The organism is Catenulispora sp. EB89 (genome assembly GCF_041261445.1).
Classification (GTDB): Bacteria; Actinomycetota; Actinomycetes; order Streptomycetales; family Catenulisporaceae; genus Catenulispora.
On record NZ_JBGCCU010000032.1, the window covers coordinates 79,232 to 96,116 of the forward strand.

Annotated in this window: 14 protein-coding genes; 9 read left to right on the forward strand and 5 right to left on the reverse strand. The window is 71.4% G+C overall.

Translation table 11 applies throughout. The annotated features are described in order from the left end of the window. Positions 1 to 91 precede the first annotated feature (91 nt). Together ABH920_RS43225 and ABH920_RS43230 are read left to right on the forward strand one after the other, a co-directional pair. A complete protein-coding gene (locus tag ABH920_RS43225; protein WP_370355141.1) occupies positions 92 to 1,795 on the forward strand; it encodes an AMP-binding protein in 1,704 nt (567 codons plus the stop codon). Between the two features lie 133 nt (positions 1,796 to 1,928). Beyond that, positions 1,929 to 2,732 (forward strand): PaaX family transcriptional regulator C-terminal domain-containing protein, encoded by an 804-nt coding sequence (locus ABH920_RS43230; RefSeq protein WP_370355174.1) that lies wholly within the window; start codon positions 1,929 to 1,931, stop codon positions 2,730 to 2,732. On the opposite strand, the gene ABH920_RS43235 is transcribed toward ABH920_RS43230, so the two are convergent. Next, positions 2,705 to 3,307 (reverse strand): TetR/AcrR family transcriptional regulator, encoded by a 603-nt coding sequence (locus ABH920_RS43235; protein WP_370355142.1) that lies wholly within the window; start codon positions 3,305 to 3,307, stop codon positions 2,705 to 2,707. The two genes, ABH920_RS43230 and ABH920_RS43235, sit on opposite strands and share 28 nt — an antisense overlap. A gap of 54 nt (positions 3,308 to 3,361) precedes the next feature. Here ABH920_RS43235 and ABH920_RS43240 point away from each other — a divergent pair, with 54 nt between their 5' ends. After that, positions 3,362 to 4,228: an alpha/beta fold hydrolase gene (locus ABH920_RS43240; protein ID WP_370355143.1), complete on the forward strand. Its 867-nt coding sequence runs from the start codon at positions 3,362 to 3,364 to the stop codon at positions 4,226 to 4,228. A 9-nt stretch (positions 4,229 to 4,237) separates the two neighbouring features. On the opposite strand, the gene ABH920_RS43245 is transcribed toward ABH920_RS43240, so the two are convergent. From ABH920_RS43245 to ABH920_RS43260, 4 genes are all read right to left on the reverse strand, one after another. Further along, positions 4,238 to 4,621, reverse strand: coding sequence for a hypothetical protein (locus tag ABH920_RS43245; RefSeq protein ID WP_370355144.1), 384 nt, complete (start codon positions 4,619 to 4,621; stop codon positions 4,238 to 4,240). A 131-nt stretch (positions 4,622 to 4,752) separates the two neighbouring features. Then, positions 4,753 to 7,098, reverse strand: a complete 2,346-nt coding sequence (locus ABH920_RS43250) for a bifunctional salicylyl-CoA 5-hydroxylase/oxidoreductase (RefSeq protein ID WP_370355145.1) — start codon at positions 7,096 to 7,098, stop codon at positions 4,753 to 4,755. Further along, on the reverse strand, positions 7,095 to 7,481 hold the full coding sequence (locus ABH920_RS43255; protein WP_370355146.1) for a RidA family protein: 387 nt from the start codon (positions 7,479 to 7,481) through the stop codon (positions 7,095 to 7,097). The genes ABH920_RS43250 and ABH920_RS43255 overlap by 4 nt, the downstream gene beginning before the upstream one ends. A 92-nt stretch (positions 7,482 to 7,573) precedes the next feature. Next, complete coding sequence (locus tag ABH920_RS43260; RefSeq protein ID WP_370355147.1) at positions 7,574 to 8,401, reverse strand: enoyl-CoA hydratase family protein; 828 nt, start codon at positions 8,399 to 8,401, stop codon at positions 7,574 to 7,576. Between the two features lie 218 nt (positions 8,402 to 8,619). Between ABH920_RS43260 and ABH920_RS43265 the strand changes: the two genes are divergently transcribed. From ABH920_RS43265 to ABH920_RS43290, 6 genes are all read left to right on the forward strand, one after another. Then, positions 8,620 to 9,318, forward strand: coding sequence for an RNA polymerase sigma factor (locus ABH920_RS43265; protein WP_370355148.1), 699 nt, complete (start codon positions 8,620 to 8,622; stop codon positions 9,316 to 9,318). Positions 9,319 to 9,700: 382 nt separating this feature from the next. Continuing rightward, positions 9,701 to 10,759, forward strand: a complete 1,059-nt coding sequence (locus ABH920_RS43270; protein WP_370355149.1) for a hypothetical protein — start codon at positions 9,701 to 9,703, stop codon at positions 10,757 to 10,759. 178 nt (positions 10,760 to 10,937) lie between these two features. After that, the gene (locus ABH920_RS43275) at positions 10,938 to 11,414 is read left to right on the forward strand and encodes a hypothetical protein (RefSeq protein ID WP_370355150.1); all 477 of its coding nucleotides are present in this window, start codon (positions 10,938 to 10,940) and stop codon (positions 11,412 to 11,414) included. Between the two features lie 211 nt (positions 11,415 to 11,625). Further along, positions 11,626 to 12,183, forward strand: coding sequence for an RNA 2'-phosphotransferase (locus tag ABH920_RS43280; RefSeq protein WP_370355151.1), 558 nt, complete (start codon positions 11,626 to 11,628; stop codon positions 12,181 to 12,183). A gap of 57 nt (positions 12,184 to 12,240) precedes the next feature. Further along, positions 12,241 to 14,154, forward strand: coding sequence for a 3' terminal RNA ribose 2'-O-methyltransferase Hen1 (locus ABH920_RS43285; RefSeq protein ID WP_370355152.1), 1,914 nt, complete (start codon positions 12,241 to 12,243; stop codon positions 14,152 to 14,154). Next, positions 14,147 to 16,717: a polynucleotide kinase-phosphatase gene (locus ABH920_RS43290; RefSeq protein WP_370355153.1), complete on the forward strand. Its 2,571-nt coding sequence runs from the start codon at positions 14,147 to 14,149 to the stop codon at positions 16,715 to 16,717. Before ABH920_RS43285 ends, ABH920_RS43290 begins: the two co-directional genes overlap by 8 nt. Positions 16,718 to 16,885 lie beyond the last annotated feature (168 nt).

Sequence of the window (16,885 nt, forward strand, 5' to 3'; positions counted from 1 at the left end):
AATCTTGACTGCCGTCACAGAAGTCGTACGCTGGAGCCGTCGAGCTCCAGCCAGCACCCAGTCACAGCACCACGGAGTCCCGGAGGACCCGATGGACCTGCTCCCGTCAGCGCACGTCGACAGCTTCGCCCGGGACCGCCTGCCGGCCGCGGACCGGTGGCCCGAGCTGCGCTTCGACCTCGGCGAGCTGCGCTACCCCGAGCGCCTGAACTGCGCCGCGCACCTGCTGGACAGCGCGATCGCCCGCTTCGGGACGGACCGCAGATGCCTGATCGGCGTCTCGGACAAGTACGGCGAGCCCGGCATCTGGACCTACGGCGACCTGGATCGGCGCAGCGACGAGATCGCGCACGTCCTGACCGCCGACCTCGGCGTCGTGCCCGGCAATCGCGTGCTGATCTGCGGCCCGAACAGTCCGTGGACCGTGGCGTGCTGGTTCGGGGTGCTCAAGGCCGGCGGCGTGGTGGTGACGGTCGTGCCCCTGCTGCGCAGCGAGGAGATCGCCACGGTCGCCGAGATCGCGCAGGTGAGCGTGGCGCTGTGCACGCCGGGCTGCGACGAGCAGGCCGCGAAGGCCGGCGTGCCTGGCATGCGGGTTGTCACCTTCGGCGGGACGGGGCCCGAGGATCTGGTCGCGCGCTGCGAGCAGGCCCCGGAGCAGAAGTTCGACGCGGTCCAGACGTCGCAGGACGACGTCGCGATGATCGCCTTCACCTCCGGCACGACCGGCCGTCCCAAAGGCTGCCTGCACTTCCACCGCGACGTGTTGGCGATCGCCGACACCTTCGCCAAGCACGTCCTCAAGGCCGGCCCCGACGACGTCTTCGCCGGCAGCCCGCCGCTCGGCTTCACCTTCGGCCTCGGCGGCCTGGTCATCTTCCCGCTGCACGTCGGAGCATCGACGGTGCTGCTGGAGCGCGGCAGCCCCGAGGCGCTGCTGGGTGCCATCGCCGAGCACGGTGTCAGCGTGCTGTTCACGGCGCCGACCGCCTACCGCGCCATGCTCACGATGCTGGACTCGGACAAGTCCGACGGCGGCAGTGAGCGCGACGGTGCGGGCGATGGTGAGAGCCAGAGCGAGCGCCACGGCGACGCGCGCCTGAGCACCCTCCGCCGCTGCGTCTCAGCTGGCGAAGCCTTGCCGGCCGAGACCTGGCGCGCCTGGCACGCGGCGACCGGCGTCAAGATCATCGACGGCATCGGCGCCACCGAGCTGCTGCACATCTTTATCTCGGCCGCCGACGACGACATCCGTCCCGGCTCCACCGGCCGCCCGGTGCCCGGCTGGCAGGCCGCGATCCTGGACGCCGACGGCAACCCGGTCGCGGACGGCGAACCGGGCCTGCTGGCCGTGCGCGGCCCGGTCGGCTGCCGGTACCTGGCCGACGAGCGCCAGGGCACGTACGTGCGCCACGGCTGGAACTACACCGGCGACACCTACATCCGCGACGAGGACGGCTACTTCTGGTACCAGGCGCGCTCCGACGACATGATCATCTCCTCCGGCTACAACATCGCCGGGCCGGAGGTGGAGAACGCGCTGCTGCGCCATCCGTCGGTCCTGGAAGCCGGTGTCATCGGCATGCCGGACCCGGACCGCGGCCAGCTGGTGACGGCGTTCGTGGTGCTGGCGGCCGAGGTGCCGGCGGGAGAGGCGACCGTCAAGGAGTTGCAGGAGTTCGTAAAGGCGCGCATCGCTCCGTACAAGTACCCGCGGTCGGTGCACTTCGTCCCGGCCCTGCCACGGACCAACACCGGCAAGCTTCAGCGGTTCAAGCTCCGAGATCTGGCCTGAGCCGGGGCGGACGGCGCGGTATCTTGCCGCTGTGCCGCCCGAGTCCGCCCAGCCTGTCGATCGAGCCCAGAGGAAAGTCCAGCCTGTGAGCACACCGTCGAAGACCGAGGGGACGGCGTCCGAGGCCCCCGCCATGAAGGCGCCGACGCCGCGCTCGCTGATCGTGTCGTTCTTCGGCGCCTACGGCCGCGAACTCGGCGGCTGGATCGCGGTCGCCGACCTCGTCACCCTGCTGGGCCGGCTCGGCGTGGACGCCCCCGCGGTCCGCTCGGCCGTCTCCCGCCAGAAGCAGCGCGGGTTCCTGCAGGCCCGCCAGGTCGGCGGCGTCGCGGGCTACTCCCTGTCGGAGCAGGCCCAGGAGATCCTGGCCGACGGCGACCGCCGGATCTACGTACGGCAGGACGTGAAGCTGTCCGACGGCTGGGTGCTGGCCGTGTTCTCGGTACCGGAGACCGAACGGCACCGGCGCCACCTGCTGCGCTCGCGGCTGTCGCGGCTCGGCTTCGGGGCCACGGCGCCCGGGGTGTGGATCGCGCCGTCGCACCTGGCGGAGGAGGCACGGCACACGTTGGAGCGGCTGGAGCTCGCCGAGTACGTCGACCTCTTCCGCGCCGACTACCTCGCCTACGGCGACCTGCGTGAATCGGCGGCGCGGTGGTGGGACCTCGGCGCGGTGCAGGCCGGATACGCAGAGTTCTCCGAACAGTTCCTCGCCACCGAGAAGAACGCCGACACCGCCGACGACGCCGACGCGTTCGCGACCTACCTGCTCGCCCTGGACGCCTGGCGCCGCATGCCGTACCGCGATCCCGGACTCCCGCCCGAACTACTGCCTGAGGACTGGCGGGGGACGCAGGCCGCGGACATCTTCTTCGGGCTGCACGACCGCCTGCGCGGACGCGGGTTGAGCTACGTGAAGAGCGTGGTGTCCAGGTAGTAGGTCAGGATCGCCAGCGCTTCCTCGCCACTTCGCTGGCCGCCCAGGACGCTGGAGCCCAGGCCGTTGACCATCGCCAGCAGTCCGGCTGCGGCCATCTCCGGGTCCTGGTCCGCCGTGACGTCGCCGGCCTGCTGCGCGGCCCGGATCTGCTTGGCGAGGAAGCCTTCGAACACGGCCGGCTGGGCCGCTCCGTGCTTCTCCAGGACGTCGGGGTCGCTGAGCACCAGGGTGTAGTAGCCGTTGTAGGTCCGGGCGATGCGGCTGCTCTCGGCGTCGGTGGGCACGATGCAGGACAGGATCGCGGTGATCACCGTGCGTGGGGTCGGTGGTGCGCCCGCGGCGGCGATCCAGGTGTTCATCCGGGCCTGGAGCTGGCCCTGCAGGCGTCCCAGGGCGTCCAGGAGCAGGGCTTCCTTCGTCGTGAAGTAGTACTGCACCAGGCGCAGGGACACGCCGGCCTCGGCAGCGACCGCCCGCATGCTCGCCGACTGCAGTCCCTGTGTGTCCGCGATGCGCAGCAGCGCCTCGGCGATCTGGGTTCTGCGTTCCTCGTGGTCGACGCGCGCGGCCATGGTGTGACCTCCCTCTCGTGGTACACCCGTATCATGTCGTGATACACATGTATCATGACAGTAGGCGAGTTCAAGAACGCGAAGGCCGCTGAGCGCTTCCAGGGTGTGTACGAGCAGCTTCTGGACAAGCTGTGGCCGGCTTCGCGCAGCGTGCTGGACGTGCCGACACGCTTCGGGACCACCCGGGTCGTGCGCACCGGCCCCGACGACGGCGAACCGATCGTGTTGCTGCCGGCATCTGGCGGGAACGCCCTGATGTGGCACCGGTATGTCGAGGCTCTGAGTCACGACCACCCCGTTTACGCCGTGGACACCGTCGGCGAGCCTGGCGGCAGCGTGCAGACCGCACCGATCACCGACGGCGGCGACGTCGCGGCGTGGCTGGAGGAGGTGCTGGCGGGGCTCGACGTGGCAGGCGTGCACCTCGTCGGGTGCTCGTACGGCGGCTGGATCGCGCTGAAGCACCAGATCCACCACCCGGGACGCACCGCGCGGCTCACGCTGGTCGATCCCGCGGGCTTCGCCGAGGTCGGGTGGCGGTTCTACCGGTGGGTGATCGTCGGGGGACTGGCCGGCCTCGCCCCGCGTGCGCTGCGGCCACGGCTGGCACGTGCGGTGCACAACAGTGCGATCCTCGACGACGACCTCATGGCGCTGATGCGGGCCTCGATGGGCTTCCGGCGACGGCTGCCGAAGACCGACGTGTTCACCGACGAGGAACTACGACAAGTGCTAGTTCCGGTGCAGTTCCTGCTCGGCGCACGCAGCGCGATCCACCACTCGGATCAGGTCGCTGATCGCATCAGCCGACTGATGCCGACGGCGCGCGTCGAGGTGGTTCCGGGAACCGGGCACGCGCTGTCGACCGACGCCCCTGAGCTGGTGACCGACCGCGTTCTCAACGCCGTGGCGTCCAGGTAGTACGCCGGTCTAACCGCCGAGCATCGCACGGAGCAGAAGCACTGCCAGGACGACCGTCAAGACGACAATGGCGAGCCACTCGCCGTTGTCGGTCAGCCCGCGTCTCCGGCCCTGCTGCGGAGTGAAGTCGCTGAACTCCTGCGACAGAATCTGGGCTCGGAGCCAGTCGGCGCATTCCGGACGGCCTTCGAACTGGCACGCCAGGACGCTCATACCGTGCGGGCAGGTCTCCACGCTTTCGCAGTGTTCCACTCGGCGCCGGAACTGCTTTGCCCAGTGGTCTGTAAGCCGCTGCTGCGGTCCCTTGACCAGTGCGTTGATCACACGGACCAGCGTCCAGGACACCGCGAAGGGCGGCAGGAGGTACATCGTGCCGAACAGCAGCAGCGGCATGGCGCGCCTCCCCCGGACCTGGCCGCAGACCTGCGCTGTCGGCATTTCACATCATCGTGGCATCGGCTGTGGCACGGTTGATCAGCGGGGCGGGCAGGTGGGGGAACGGCGGGGCCTCAAGCACAGAATCCTTACGAGCCGGGGCGCCACCGAGCGTGTGCTGTCTCCTCCGCTCCTTCCCGAATCAGCTCCAGCCGCGGCCGGGGTCCGTCCGTACGTCCCGAAGCCGGCTGCCGGGCGCCTGCGCGGAACGGGTCTGGCCACTCGCTGCCAGGGCCCCTGTACTCCTGTTCGACGGCCGCGTGGAGCGTCCACTGCGGGTCGTACAAGTGCGTACGGCCCAGGGCGCACAGGTCTGCGCGGCCGGCGAGCAGGATCGAGTTCACGTCGTCGTAGGAGGAGATGGCTCCGACGGCGATCGTGGCCAGGCCGGTCTCGTGACGGATGCGGTCCGCGTACGGGGTCTGGTACGAGCGTCCGTACTCCGGCTGTTCGTCGGAGGTGACTTGGCCGGTGGAGACGTCGATGGCGTCGACACCGAGGTATGCGAAGGATTGGGCGATCTTCACCGATTCGGCGGCGTCCACGCCTCCGGGGGCCCAGTCGGTCGCCGACACGCGCACGCTCATCGGGCGCTCGGCCGGCCATACCGTGCGTACGGCGTCGAAGACCTCCAGCGGGAAGCGCAGCCGGTTCTCCAGCGGGCCGCCGTACTCGTCCGTGCGCTGGTTGGCCAGCGGGGACAGGAAGCTGGACAGCAGGTAGCCGTGCGCGCAGTGCAGCTCCAGCAGGTCGAAGCCGGCTCGGGTGCCACGTTCGGCGGCGGCGACGAACTCGGCCTTGATCGCCTGCATCTCCGGGACGGTCAGCTCGTGCGGGACCTGGTTCACGCCGGGCTTGTACGGCAGCGGCGAGGGGCCGACCACCGGCCAGTTGCCCTCCGGCAGCGGCTCGTCGATGCCCTCCCACATCAGCCTCGTCGAGCCCTTGCGGCCCGAGTGGCCGAGCTGGAGCCCGATCGCCGCGGTCGACTGCGCGTGGACGAAGTCCACGATCCGCCGCCACGCCGCCTCCTGCTCGTCGGTGTACAGACCGGTGCAGCCCGGGGTGATCCGGCCGTCCGCCGAGACGCACACCATCTCGGTCATCACCAGCCCGGCGCCGCCGAGCGCCTTGGAGCCCAGGTGGACGAGGTGGAAGTCGGTCGGCAGGCCGTCGCCCCGGGCCGAGTACATGTCCATCGGCGAGACGATCACACGGTTCTTCAACGTCAGCTCGCGCAGGCGGAACGGCCGGAACATCGGGGGAGTGGCGTCGCCGTTCACCTCCGCCACGAACTCCGGGTCGCGCAGCTTGAGGTTGTCGTACGTGACCCGGCGCGAGCGGGTGAGCAGGTTGAACGCGAACTGCAGCGGCTGCTGGCCGGTGTAGCGGCCCAGGTCCTCGAACCAGCGCAGGGAGGCCGCCGCGGCGCGCTGCGTGGAGGCGACCACTGGTCGTCGTTCGGCCTCGTACGCCGCCAGGGCCGAGGCGATGTCCGGGTTCTCGTGCAGGCACGCGGCCAGCGCCAGCGCGTCCTCCATGGCCAGCTTCGTGCCCGAGCCGATGGAGAAGTGCGCGGTGTGCGCGGCGTCGCCGAGCAGCACGACGTTGCCGTGCGACCAGTGCGCCGTGGTCACGGTCGCGAAGCTGAGCCAGCGGGAGTTGTTGGCGATCAGCCGGTGGCCGCCGAGCATGTCGGCGAAGAGCTCGCCGATCCGCGTGATGCTCTCGTGGTCGCTCTCGCCGGGGGCGAAGTCGCGCGCCGCGAACCGGTCGAAGCCGGCCTCGCGCCAGACCCGTTCGTGCATCTCGACGATGAACGTCGAGCCGTGCGCGTCGTAGGGGTAGCCGTGGACCTGCATGACGCCGTACTTGCTCAGCAGGACCTGGAAGCGGAAGGCGTCGAAGACCAGGTCCGTGCCGAGCCACATGTAGCGGCAGTCGTGGGTGCGGATCGAGGGCTTGAAGGCGTCGGCGTACTTGGTGCGGATCGCCGAGTTCACGCCGTCGGCGGCGACCACGAGGTCGTACTCGGCGGACAGCTGCTCGGTCGGCGGCGCGGTGGTCAGGTAGCGCACGTCGATGCCCAGGCCGGCGCAGCGCCGTTGGAGCATCTGGAGCAGCCGGACCCGGCTCAGGGCCGCGAAGCCGTGCCCGCCGGAGGTCACGACCCGGCCGCGGTAGTGCACGTCGATGTCGTCCCAGCGGGCGAACTCGGCGGCCATCGCCTCGTGGATCTCGGGGTCGGCGTGCTCGATGCCGCCGAGCGTCTCGTCGGAGAAGACCACGCCGAAGCCGAAGGTGTCGTCGGCGGCGTTGCGCTCCCAGACGTCGACGACCGCCGCCGGGTCCAGCTGCTTGGCCAGCGCCGCGAAGTACAGGCCGCCGGGGCCGCCGCCGACGACCGCGATCCGCGGGGCCCGGCCGACCCTCACGGCACCACCGCGACGCCGGTGAGCTCCACCTGCGCCGCCGGGTCGAACAGGCCCTTGACTTCGAAGAACGCCATCGCCGGGTAGTGCCTGCCCAGGTGCCGGCGCCAGATCGCGCCGAGCTCCTTGAGGTCCGCGCGGTACTGCTCGGCGTCGGTGGCGAAGACCGTGACGGTGACCAGGTGCTCCGGCGAGGCGCCGGCCGCGGTCAGAGTCGTGACCATGTTGGCCAGCGCCAGATCGAACTGCTCGATCAGGGTGGACTTCGGATCGACCGTGCCGTCCGGGTGGAGCGCGGCCTGGCCGCCGAGGTAGACCGTGCGGCCGGGGCCAGCGGCGACGGCGTGCGAGAAGCCGATCGCCGGTGCGAGCTCCGGCGGGTTCACCAGCTCGTGCGGGGTCGTCGCCGAGTGCGAGGTCGCTGGTGCTGGTACCGGTGTTAATACGGGAGCCGGGGTCGGCGTCGTCGGCTGCGTGGTCATTGGCCCTCCCACTTCGGCGTCTCCTTGGCGTTGAACGCGCGGTGGAACTCGGCGTGGTCGCGGGTGTTCATCAGCAGCGCCTGGACCGCCGCGTCCATCTCCAGGGACGGCGACAGGCCCATGTCCAGCTCGCGCGTCAGCAGCATCTTGGTCTGTGCGTAGGCCAGCGCCGGGCCATCGGCCAGCCGCCGGGCCAAGGCGTCGGTGGCGATCTGCAGGTCGTCGTCCTCGACCAGCTCGCTGACCAGGCCGTACCGGTCGGCCTCGGGGGCCTTGACGGTGTCGCCGAGCATCAGCAGCTTGGTGGCGTTGCCCAGGCCGACGATCCGCGGCAGCAGGTACGCCGCTCCCATGTCCGAACCGGACAGGCCGACCTTGGTGAACAGGAAGGCGAAGCGTGCCGAGCGGGCCACGATCCGGAAGTCGGCGGCCAGCGCCAGCACCGAGCCGGCGCCGGCGGCGATGCCGTGGATCGAGGCGATCACCGGGATCGGAACCTCGCGCAGCGCGCGCACCACGTCGCCGGTCATGCGTGTGAAGGACAGGTGCTCGTCCGGGCGCATCTTCAGCAGTTCGCCGATGATCTCGTTGACGTCCCCGCCGGAGCAGAAGCCGGGGCCCTCGCCGCGCAGCACCAGGACCCGGGTGTCGCCGCGGTGCGGCAGCTCGGCGAGCAGGTCGCGCAGGTCGGCGTAGGCCTCGAAGGTCAAGGCGTTGATCTTGTCGGGACGGTTGAGGGTGACGGTCGCGACCCCGTCGGCGTGTTCCACGCGGAAGTGCTCCCACGTGTCGGTGAACGGGACCGAACCCCGGAACGGGCTCATCGGTGTCCTCCCGGTGCTGTGCCTCGGCCGGCGCGGTCCGTCCGGTCATCACCAACATATGACTGTCGTCAAGGAAACGCCATACCCGGCGGGGCGTGTCGGAGGTCGCGGTCTTGTCGGGGCATGTCGGTGCATCACGTCCTCGGATCAGGTCGGGGGTCGGGCAGGAAGGCGCGATCCGTGTATCGTTCGGGCGGCGACAAGCTGTAGCAGTGGCGATGGTGCACGCACGGTTCGAGGAGGGGTACGGCTTGGCCTGGGGCGATCTGGATTCCGCCCTGGCCGCGGCCCGCCGCGGCGAGGAGACGGGATTCGCAGAGCTTTGGCACGCCCTGCATCCGCCGCTGCTGCGCTACCTGCGTGCCGTGGTCGGCGACGCCGCCGAGGACGTGGCCAGCGAGACCTGGCTCCAGGCCGCCAAGGACGTGCGCGGGTACCGGGGCGACGCGGCCGGCTTCCGGGTCTGGCTGTTCCGGGTGGCGCGCCACCGCGCCCTGGACGAGCTGCGCAAGGCCTCCCGCCGCAAGGAGGACAACGGCGACGTCGCCGAGTACGTCACCGACTGGCCGGCCCCCGACGACACCGAACGCGCCGCCGCCGAGCGCGAGGACACCGAGCGGGCCCTGCGGCTGATAGCCCGGCTGCCCAAGGACCAGGCCGAGGCGGTGCTGCTGCGGGTGGTCGCCGGGCTGGACGTGGCGCAGACGGCGAAGGTGCTGGACAAGCGCGACGGGGCGGTGCGCATAGCGGCGATGCGCGGACTCAAACGGCTGGCGGCGATCCTGGCCGAGCAACAGGCCGACGGGGAGGCCGGCCGTGATGTCGACGATGCGGGGGGAATGGAGGAGACCGGCGAGACGGGATCCGGCCGGAACGGCCGGGGCTCGCGCACGGTGAAGGGTGCGGAGTATGGCTGAGCTCAGCGACGATGAGGCCGAGCGGCTTTTGGCCGCTTTCCATGCGTCCGGCCTGGTTCCGGCCCCCGTTCCCACTCCGGATCGACAGTCCGGGGTCGGAGCCGGGGACCGGCTTCCCGCGCCCGGACCTGCGGCGCTTCCGGGTACGGGAATTTCTGCCGTCGCCGGATCACCCTCGCGGATGCCATACTCGGCCGGCTGGGACGGCGCTGGAGATGCCACCGACGGCGCACACCGCCCGGCACGGTTCGACGGACGAGACGCAAGCGACGCACGAGTACGAGACCTACCAGAGGCAGGACGCGGCGGTTCGGCGGCCCCGGAAGGGGCCCGGACGCCGGACTCGGACGCAGGCTCGGGGGACAGTGGAGGTGGCACGACCGTGAGCAGCGTGGACTTCCTCGCCGACCTCGGGCAGTCGGCGGAGGCGCGGGCGGTGGCCCGGGTGCTTTCGGCGGCGGCCGCGCCCCCGTGGCCGCACGAGCTGCGCGGGTACGAATCGGCGCGGCGGGCGTTCGAGAACGCCGGCGCGGCGTCGGCGCGCGGCGGTACGCACAGCGCCGGCACCAGGGCCGGAGCGGCCCGGGCCGGCGCGGTCGCGGTGCCGCTGCGGCGGCTGATCGGCGTGAAGCTGGCCGCGGTGGCCGGGGCGCTGACCGTCACCGGCGTGGCGGTCGCGGCGGAGGCCGACGTGCTCCCGTCGCCGATCCAGCGGGCCGCGCACCAGGTGCTCGGCGGGGTCGGCGTGCCGGACCCGGATCCGGGTCCGCGCGGGGAGCAGACGATGGCGTCCTCGCCGGGGTCGTCGGGCGTTCCCGGGTCGCCGGGAGGCCCGGAGTCGCAGGGTTCGCCGGGTTCGCAGGGAGTGCAAGGTTCGCAGGGCTCTCAGGGCTCGCATCCGGGGCAGCTGCTGACGCCGAACTCGCCGGGAACGGACCAGACGTCCGACGGCGACTCCAGCAGCGCCGGTTCGCTGCCGGGGACGCCGGTCGGGACCGCCGACACGCCGGGACAGAGCCCTACTTCCACGGCGGCCTCGGACGCGCTGGCGCTGTGCCGTGCCTACGTCGCGCACCAGGGCAACGGCGACGCGAACGGGAACGGCAACGGCAAGGGCAACGGCGGCCTCAACGACCACGACCGGCGCCGGCTCGCCGCGATGGCCGGGGGCGAGGACAAGATCGGCGCCTTCTGCGCGCAGGTGCTCGCGGCGGCCTCGAGTGCTCCGGTCCCGAAGCCGACCGGCGCGTCGACGTCGACGACGTCGCCCACGTCCACGCCGACCTCGCCGTCGACGAGCCCGGATCCCTCGCACGATCACAAGCCGGCCGCCAAGCCGTCCAGCAGCGCCCCGGGTTTCGGCCCGGTCAGCACGTCCTCGCAGGGCGGTGGCGGGGGTAAACACCGTCGGGCCCCGAAGCAGCCCCAGGCGGGCACCTGAGCACGTGTGCTGACCTGCTGCGGTAACGGCACGCGGGTTTCGTACGCCTCTTCCGACAAGAGGGATTCGCGGCATGCGAGCCCGGCCGTACCCATCCCTGCTGGCCGGTCCTCCAGGTTGTGCCCCGCTGCGACGCGGCGGGGCACAACCATCATCGGATGGCGAAGGACGACGAACGGTGCAGACCCCGACTGGACGGCACGCGGTCCGCGGTACGGGCCGGCTCGCCGGGCGGGTCTCCGGGGCAGAGCGCGCTGTCGGAGCCTCGTCTGACGAGTTCGGGGCCAGGTCGGAGTACGGGTCCAGGTACGAGTACGGGAACGAGTACCGGCACCTGTTCAGGTACGAGTACGGGGTCGAGTACCGGTACGAGTACTGGAACGAGTACTGGCGCGTGTTCCGGTACGAGTACGGGAACGAGCTCCACCACGAGCCCCGCGATGCCTCCGGCCCCTCGCCCCGCCCGCATCCCGGCGACGGCCCGCCGCGAGGTCCCTTCCCGCCCGGTGTCTATCCGCCGAGCCCCGACGGCTATCCCGGGCACGGAGTCCGTCCGGCCGGTGCGCCGCCGCCTCCGCCGGGACCCGGCCGGCCGCCGCGGCGTCCCGGGGCCAGCCGCGGTGCGGTGATTTGTTGCAGGTCAGACTGGGTGTAACGCCAGAGAAGGCTGTGACGCCTGTATTAACGGCGAGAAGGTGGCATCTCGTACAGCGTTCGGCTCCGGAACCCGTCGCCCATTCCCGGCGGGGCCCGGAGCCGAATGCATTTGGCGGCCGGTGTTGGGCGGGCCGCTCGGCAGCCGGGTCGGCGGGTTCCCCAAACCCTGTTGCGATCTGCGGCGCCGCTGCGGGACCTTGGTCGCCGACATGAATGAGAAGAACATGATCCGCTTGTCGAAGCGGATGTCGAGCTGGCTGCGCCACCATCCCGAGGCGATCGGCCTGACGATGGACGGCGCCGGCTGGGTGCGCGTCGACGAACTGCTCGCCAAGGCCGCCGCGCACGGGCAGGCGTTCAGCCGGGCCCAGCTGGACGAGGTCGTGGCCGAGAACAACAAGCAGCGGTTCGAGATCGACGACACCGGCGAGCTGATCCGGGCGCGGCAGGGGCATTCGGTGCCGGTCGAGCTCGGCTATGCGACGGCCGAGCCGCCGGAGGTGCTGTTCCACGGCACCGCGCAGAACACGCTCCCGCTGATCTGGCGCGACGGGCTGCTGCCGATGAAGCGCCATGCCGTGCACTTGTCGTCGGAGAAGGACACGGCGGTGAAGGTCGGATCCAGGCACGGCAAGCCGGCGGTGCTGGCCGTCGCCGCCGCACGCATGCAGACCGACGGCTACACGTTCTACGTGACGGGGAACGGGGTGTGGCTGACCGATGCCGTGCCCGCGGAGTACCTGCGCGAAGTTTCCACCTTCGAGTGATACATCTTACGAAATACCAAGTTGCCCTGGCCGCGGCCGGTCCGTCACGATCGTGCAATGCTCCTGACTATTACCGCGACGCCGCCGCCCGGCGCCGACTGGCCGGCCACTGACCTGGGCTTCCTGCTCCACAAGAACCCCGAGCGGGTTCAGGCCTTCGATGTGACCTACGGCAAGGCCCATGTGTTCTATCCGGCCGCCGGCCCCCAGGAGTGCACCGCCGCGTTGCTGCTCGAGGTCGATCCGATCGCCCTGGTCCGCGGCCGCGGCCGCAACAGCCCGGACTTCGCGCTGTCGCAGTACGTGAACGACCGGCCGTACGCGGCCTCCTCGCTACTGGCGTCGGCCCTCGGCCACGTCTTCCGCTCGGCCCTGCGCGGCCGCTGCGACCAGCGCCCGGAACTCGCCGCCACCGCCCTGCCGCTGCGCATCGAGGTGCCGGCGCTCATCTGCGCCGACCCGGAGCTCGCCGCCGCGCTGTTCGAGCCGCTGGGCTGGACGGTCGAGGCCGAGCCGGTGGCGCTGGACCCGGCCTTCCCGGCCTGGGGCGCCTCGCGCTACACGAAGCTGACGCTGACCGGCACCCACCGCCTGTCCGACGCGCTGTCGCACCTGTTCGTGCTGCTGGCCGCGCTCGACGGCGCCAAGCACTACTGGGTCGCCAGCGACGAGGTCGACAAGCTGGTCCGCGTCGGCGAGGGCTGGCTCGGCACCCATCCCCTGCGCGCCATGATCGCCCGCCGCTACCTGGCCCGCCGCCAGCCGCTGGTGCGCGAGGCGCTGGCGCGGCTGGCGGAGGTGGACGACGTGGAGCCGGAGGCGCTGGACAACGCGGTCGGGTTCGAGGAGGACGGAACCGAGCTGATTGGTGGCGCGAATGCCGATCCGGCTGCTGCGAAGGCGACCGGCGCTGCGCTGACCATCACCGATGCTGCCGCTCCGACGACCGAGACCGCATCCGTCCGGGCCACCGACGCCGGTGCCGCGACCGCCGATCTGGCTACTGCGAACGCGACCGGCGCTGCGCCGACCACCGAGACCGCATCCGCTGCTCCGACCGCCGATCCGGCTGCTGCGAAGGCCACCGCCGCTGCGCCGACCATCACCGACGCTGCCGCCCCGACCACCGACACCCCTGCCGCTCCGACCACCGAGACCGCATCCGCGTCGACCACCGAGACCGTATCCGTGTCGCAGAACGCACCCCACCCACCCAGGGGGCTCACCCACCGACAAGAGGAAGGCGCGCCAGGCGATTACGCTCAAGAATCCGCCGCCGCCCCGGCCGCGGTCAACGAATCCGAGTCGAAGTTGGGCCACCCGAGCGAACGCAAGCTCTCCCTGGCCACCGCACGCCGCGAGGCCGTCGTCGAGGCGCTGCACGAGGTTGACGCCGCGCGCGTCCTCGACCTCGGTTGCGGCGAGGGCGCGCTGCTGCGCGACCTGCTCAAGGACAAGGCGTTCAGCGAGGTGGTCGGTGTCGACGTGTCGGCGCGTGCGCTCCAGATGGCCGCGCGCAAGCTTCGCGTCGATCGGCTGCCGGACCGCGTCAGGGCGCGCCTGACCCTGCGTCAGGGTGCGCTGACGTACACCGACGCGCGGCTCGCCGGCTACGACGCGGCCGTTCTGATGGAGGTCATCGAGCACGTGGACCCGCACCGCCTTCCTGCGCTGGAGCACGCCGTGTTCCGTGCCGCGCACCCTCGCGCGGTCGTGGTGACGACGCCGAACGTCGAGTACAACGTGCGCTACGAGACGCTCGAGGCCGGGCGCTTCCGGCACTCCGACCACCGGTTCGAGTGGACGCGTGCGGAGTTCCGGGACTGGGCCGAACGGGTTGCGGCAGTGCACGGCTACGACGTGCGGTTCAAGCCGGTCGGCGAGATCGACCCCGAGCTCGGGCCGTCCACCCAGCTCGCGCTGTTCACCGTTGCCAAGAACGAGAAGAAGGAGGAATCGGCCGATGTCTGAGCTGGCCGTTCCGGAACTGTCCCTGGTCGTCCTCATCGGCACCAGCGGCTCCGGCAAGTCCACCTTCGCCCGTGAGCACTTCCGCCCCACCGCGATCGTCTCCTCCGACGCCTGCCGCGGCATCGTCGCCGACGACGAGAACGACCAGTCGGCGACCCCCGAGGCCTTCGCCCTCCTGCACCACATCGCCGGCGTCCGCCTGCGCCGCGGTCTGCTCACCGTCGTCGACGCCACCAACGTCCAGACCAAGGCGCGCGAGGCGCTGGTCAAGCTCGCGCGCGAGTACGACGTCCTGCCGGTTGCGATCGTCCTGGACATCCCCGAGCGCGTCTGTGTCGACCGCAACGCCCAGCGCGCCGACCGGGCCGACCTGCCGGCGCGCGTCATCGCGCGGCAGCGCCGGGAGCTGCGCAACGGGCTGCGGAACCTGTCGCGCGAGGGCTTCCGCAAGGTGCACGTCCTGAAGAGCGTCGAAGAGGTCGACCAGGCCGTCATCACCTACGAGAAGGCCTACAACGACAAGCGCGACCTCACCGGCCCGTTCGACGTCATCGGCGACGTCCACGGCTGCCGCGCCGAGCTCGAGACGCTGCTCGGCACCCTCGGCTACGTACTCACACGAGACGACCGCGGCCGCCCGGTGGACGCCGTGCACCCCGAGGGCCGCACCGCGGTCTTCGTCGGCGACCTCGTCGACCGCGGCCCGGACACCCCCGGCGTGCTGCGTCTGGCCATGGGCATGATCGAGGCGGGGCACGCGCTGTGCGTCAGCGGCAACCACGAGAACAAGCTGGTCCGCGCGCTCGACGGCCGCAACGTCAAGGTCGCGCACGGCCTGGCCGAGTCGCTGGCGCAGCTCGAAGGCGAGGACGAGGACTTCCGCAAGCGTGTCCGCACCTTCTGCGACGGCCTGATCAGCCACTACGTCCTCGACGGCGGCAACCTGGTCGTCGCGCACGCCGGCCTGAAGGAGGAGTTCCACGGCCGCGCCTCGGGCCGTGTCCGCTCCTTCGCGATGTACGGCGAGACCACTGGCGAGACCGACGAGTTCGGCCTGCCGGTGCGCTACCCGTGGGCCAACGACTACCGCGGCAAGGCGATGGTCCTGTACGGCCACACCCCGGTGCTGAACCTGGAGTGGGTCAACAACACGCTGTGCCTGGACACCGGCGCGGTGTTCGGCGGCCGGCTCAGCGCCCTGCGGTACCCGGAGCGCGAACCGGTGTCGGTCCCGGCCGAGAAGGTCTGGTACGAGCCGGTGCGGCCGCTGGAGGCCACGACCTTCGCCTCCGCCGACGGCGTGGTGCGCCGCGACCCCGGTGTGCTGGACCTGGACGACGTCCTGGGCCGTCGCACCGTCGAGGCGCGCCACCTGGGCCGCGTCACGGTGCAGGAGGAGAACGCCGCCGCGGCGCTGGAGGTGATGAGCCGGTTCGCGGTGGACCCGCGCTGGCTGGTGTACCTGCCGCCGACGATGGCGCCGTGCGCGACGTCGACGCTGCCGGGGTTCCTGGAGCACCCGGCGCAGGCGTTCGCGGCGTACCGGGACGAGGGCGTCAGGGAGCTGCTGTGCGAGGAGAAGCACATGGGCTCCCGCGCGGTGGTGGTGATCGCCCGCGACGCGGACGCTGCGCGCAACCGGTTCGGCATCGAGGACGGCAGCACCGGCGCCGTCTACACCCGGACCGGTCGGCCGTTCTTCGACGAGCCGGCGAAGGTCGAGGCGGTGCTGGCGCGGGTGCGCGCCGCGATCGACACCGCCGGCGTGTGGTCGGAGCTGGAGACGGACTGGCTGCTGCTGGACTGCGAGCTGCTGCCGTGGTCGGCGAAGGCGATGGGCCTGCTGCGGGACCAGTACGCCGCGGTCGGCGCGGCGGCGCGGGCCTCGCTGACCGCCGCCACCTCGGCGCTCGGTGCCGCGGCGGCCCGTGGTTTGGACGTCGCCGACCTGGCCGCGCGCCAGGACCGGCGCCTCACCGACGCGCTCGCCTTCACCACCGCCTACGGTCGCTACTGCTGGCCGGTCGAGGGCCTGGCGGGGCTGCGGCTGGCACCGTTCCAGATCCTGGCCTCGCAGGGCGCGAACCACGCCGTGACCAAGGGCAACGACTGGCACATCGCGCTGGCCGACAAGCTGGTCGCCGCCGACCCGGAGTTCTTCACGCGCACCGAGCGCCGCGTCGTCGACCTGGAGGACGAGGCCTCGGTCGCCGAGGCGACGGCCTGGTGGCAGGCGATGACCGCGGCCGGCGGCGAGGGCATGGTGGTCAAGCCGCGGCACGGCTTCACAGCGGGGCCGCGCGGCCCGGTGCAGCCGGGCGTGAAGTGCCGCGGCCCGGAGTACCTGCGCATCATCTACGGCCCCGAGTACCTGGAGCCGGCGAACCTGGACCGGCTGCGCAACCGCGGCCTGGGCCGCAAGCGCTCGCTCGCGAGCCGCGAGTACGCGCTCGGGCTGGAGTCGGTGGAGCGGTTCGTGGGCGGGGAGCCGCTGTGGCGGGTGCACGAGGCGGTGTTCGCGGTGCTGGCGCTGGAGTCGGAGCCGGTGGACCCGCGGTTGTAGGTCGGTGAGTCGGGCTGGTACGAGCTCGGCTGGTAGGTCGGTGAGTCGAGCTGGTACGAGTTCGGCTGGTAGCTCGGTGAGTCGGGCTGGTACCAGCCCGACTGGTAGCTCGGGCTCCGGTCTCGGCGGCGGTTGGACCTGCCGCCGGGACCCGAGCCCAGCTCGGGT

Excerpts from the sequence above, each read along its gene's own strand:
- ABH920_RS43265 (WP_370355148.1), top strand. The coding sequence starts at position 8,620 with ATGGTGCACGCACGGTTCGAGGAGGGGTACGGCTTGGCCTGGGGCGAT.
- ABH920_RS43230 (WP_370355174.1), top strand. The coding sequence starts at position 1,929 with ATGAAGGCGCCGACGCCGCGCTCGCTGATCGTGTCGTTCTTCGGCGCC.
- ABH920_RS43290 (WP_370355153.1), top strand. The coding sequence starts at position 14,147 with ATGTCTGAGCTGGCCGTTCCGGAACTGTCCCTGGTCGTCCTCATCGGC.
- ABH920_RS43235 (WP_370355142.1), bottom strand. The coding sequence starts at position 3,307 with ATGGCCGCGCGCGTCGACCACGAGGAACGCAGAACCCAGATCGCCGAG.
- ABH920_RS43240 (WP_370355143.1), top strand. The coding sequence starts at position 3,362 with ATGACAGTAGGCGAGTTCAAGAACGCGAAGGCCGCTGAGCGCTTCCAG.
- ABH920_RS43245 (WP_370355144.1), bottom strand. The coding sequence starts at position 4,621 with ATGCCGCTGCTGCTGTTCGGCACGATGTACCTCCTGCCGCCCTTCGCG.
- ABH920_RS43285 (WP_370355152.1), top strand. The coding sequence starts at position 12,241 with ATGCTCCTGACTATTACCGCGACGCCGCCGCCCGGCGCCGACTGGCCG.
- ABH920_RS43280 (WP_370355151.1), top strand. The coding sequence starts at position 11,626 with ATGAATGAGAAGAACATGATCCGCTTGTCGAAGCGGATGTCGAGCTGG.
- ABH920_RS43225 (WP_370355141.1), top strand. The coding sequence starts at position 92 with ATGGACCTGCTCCCGTCAGCGCACGTCGACAGCTTCGCCCGGGACCGC.
- ABH920_RS43260 (WP_370355147.1), bottom strand. The coding sequence starts at position 8,401 with ATGAGCCCGTTCCGGGGTTCGGTCCCGTTCACCGACACGTGGGAGCAC.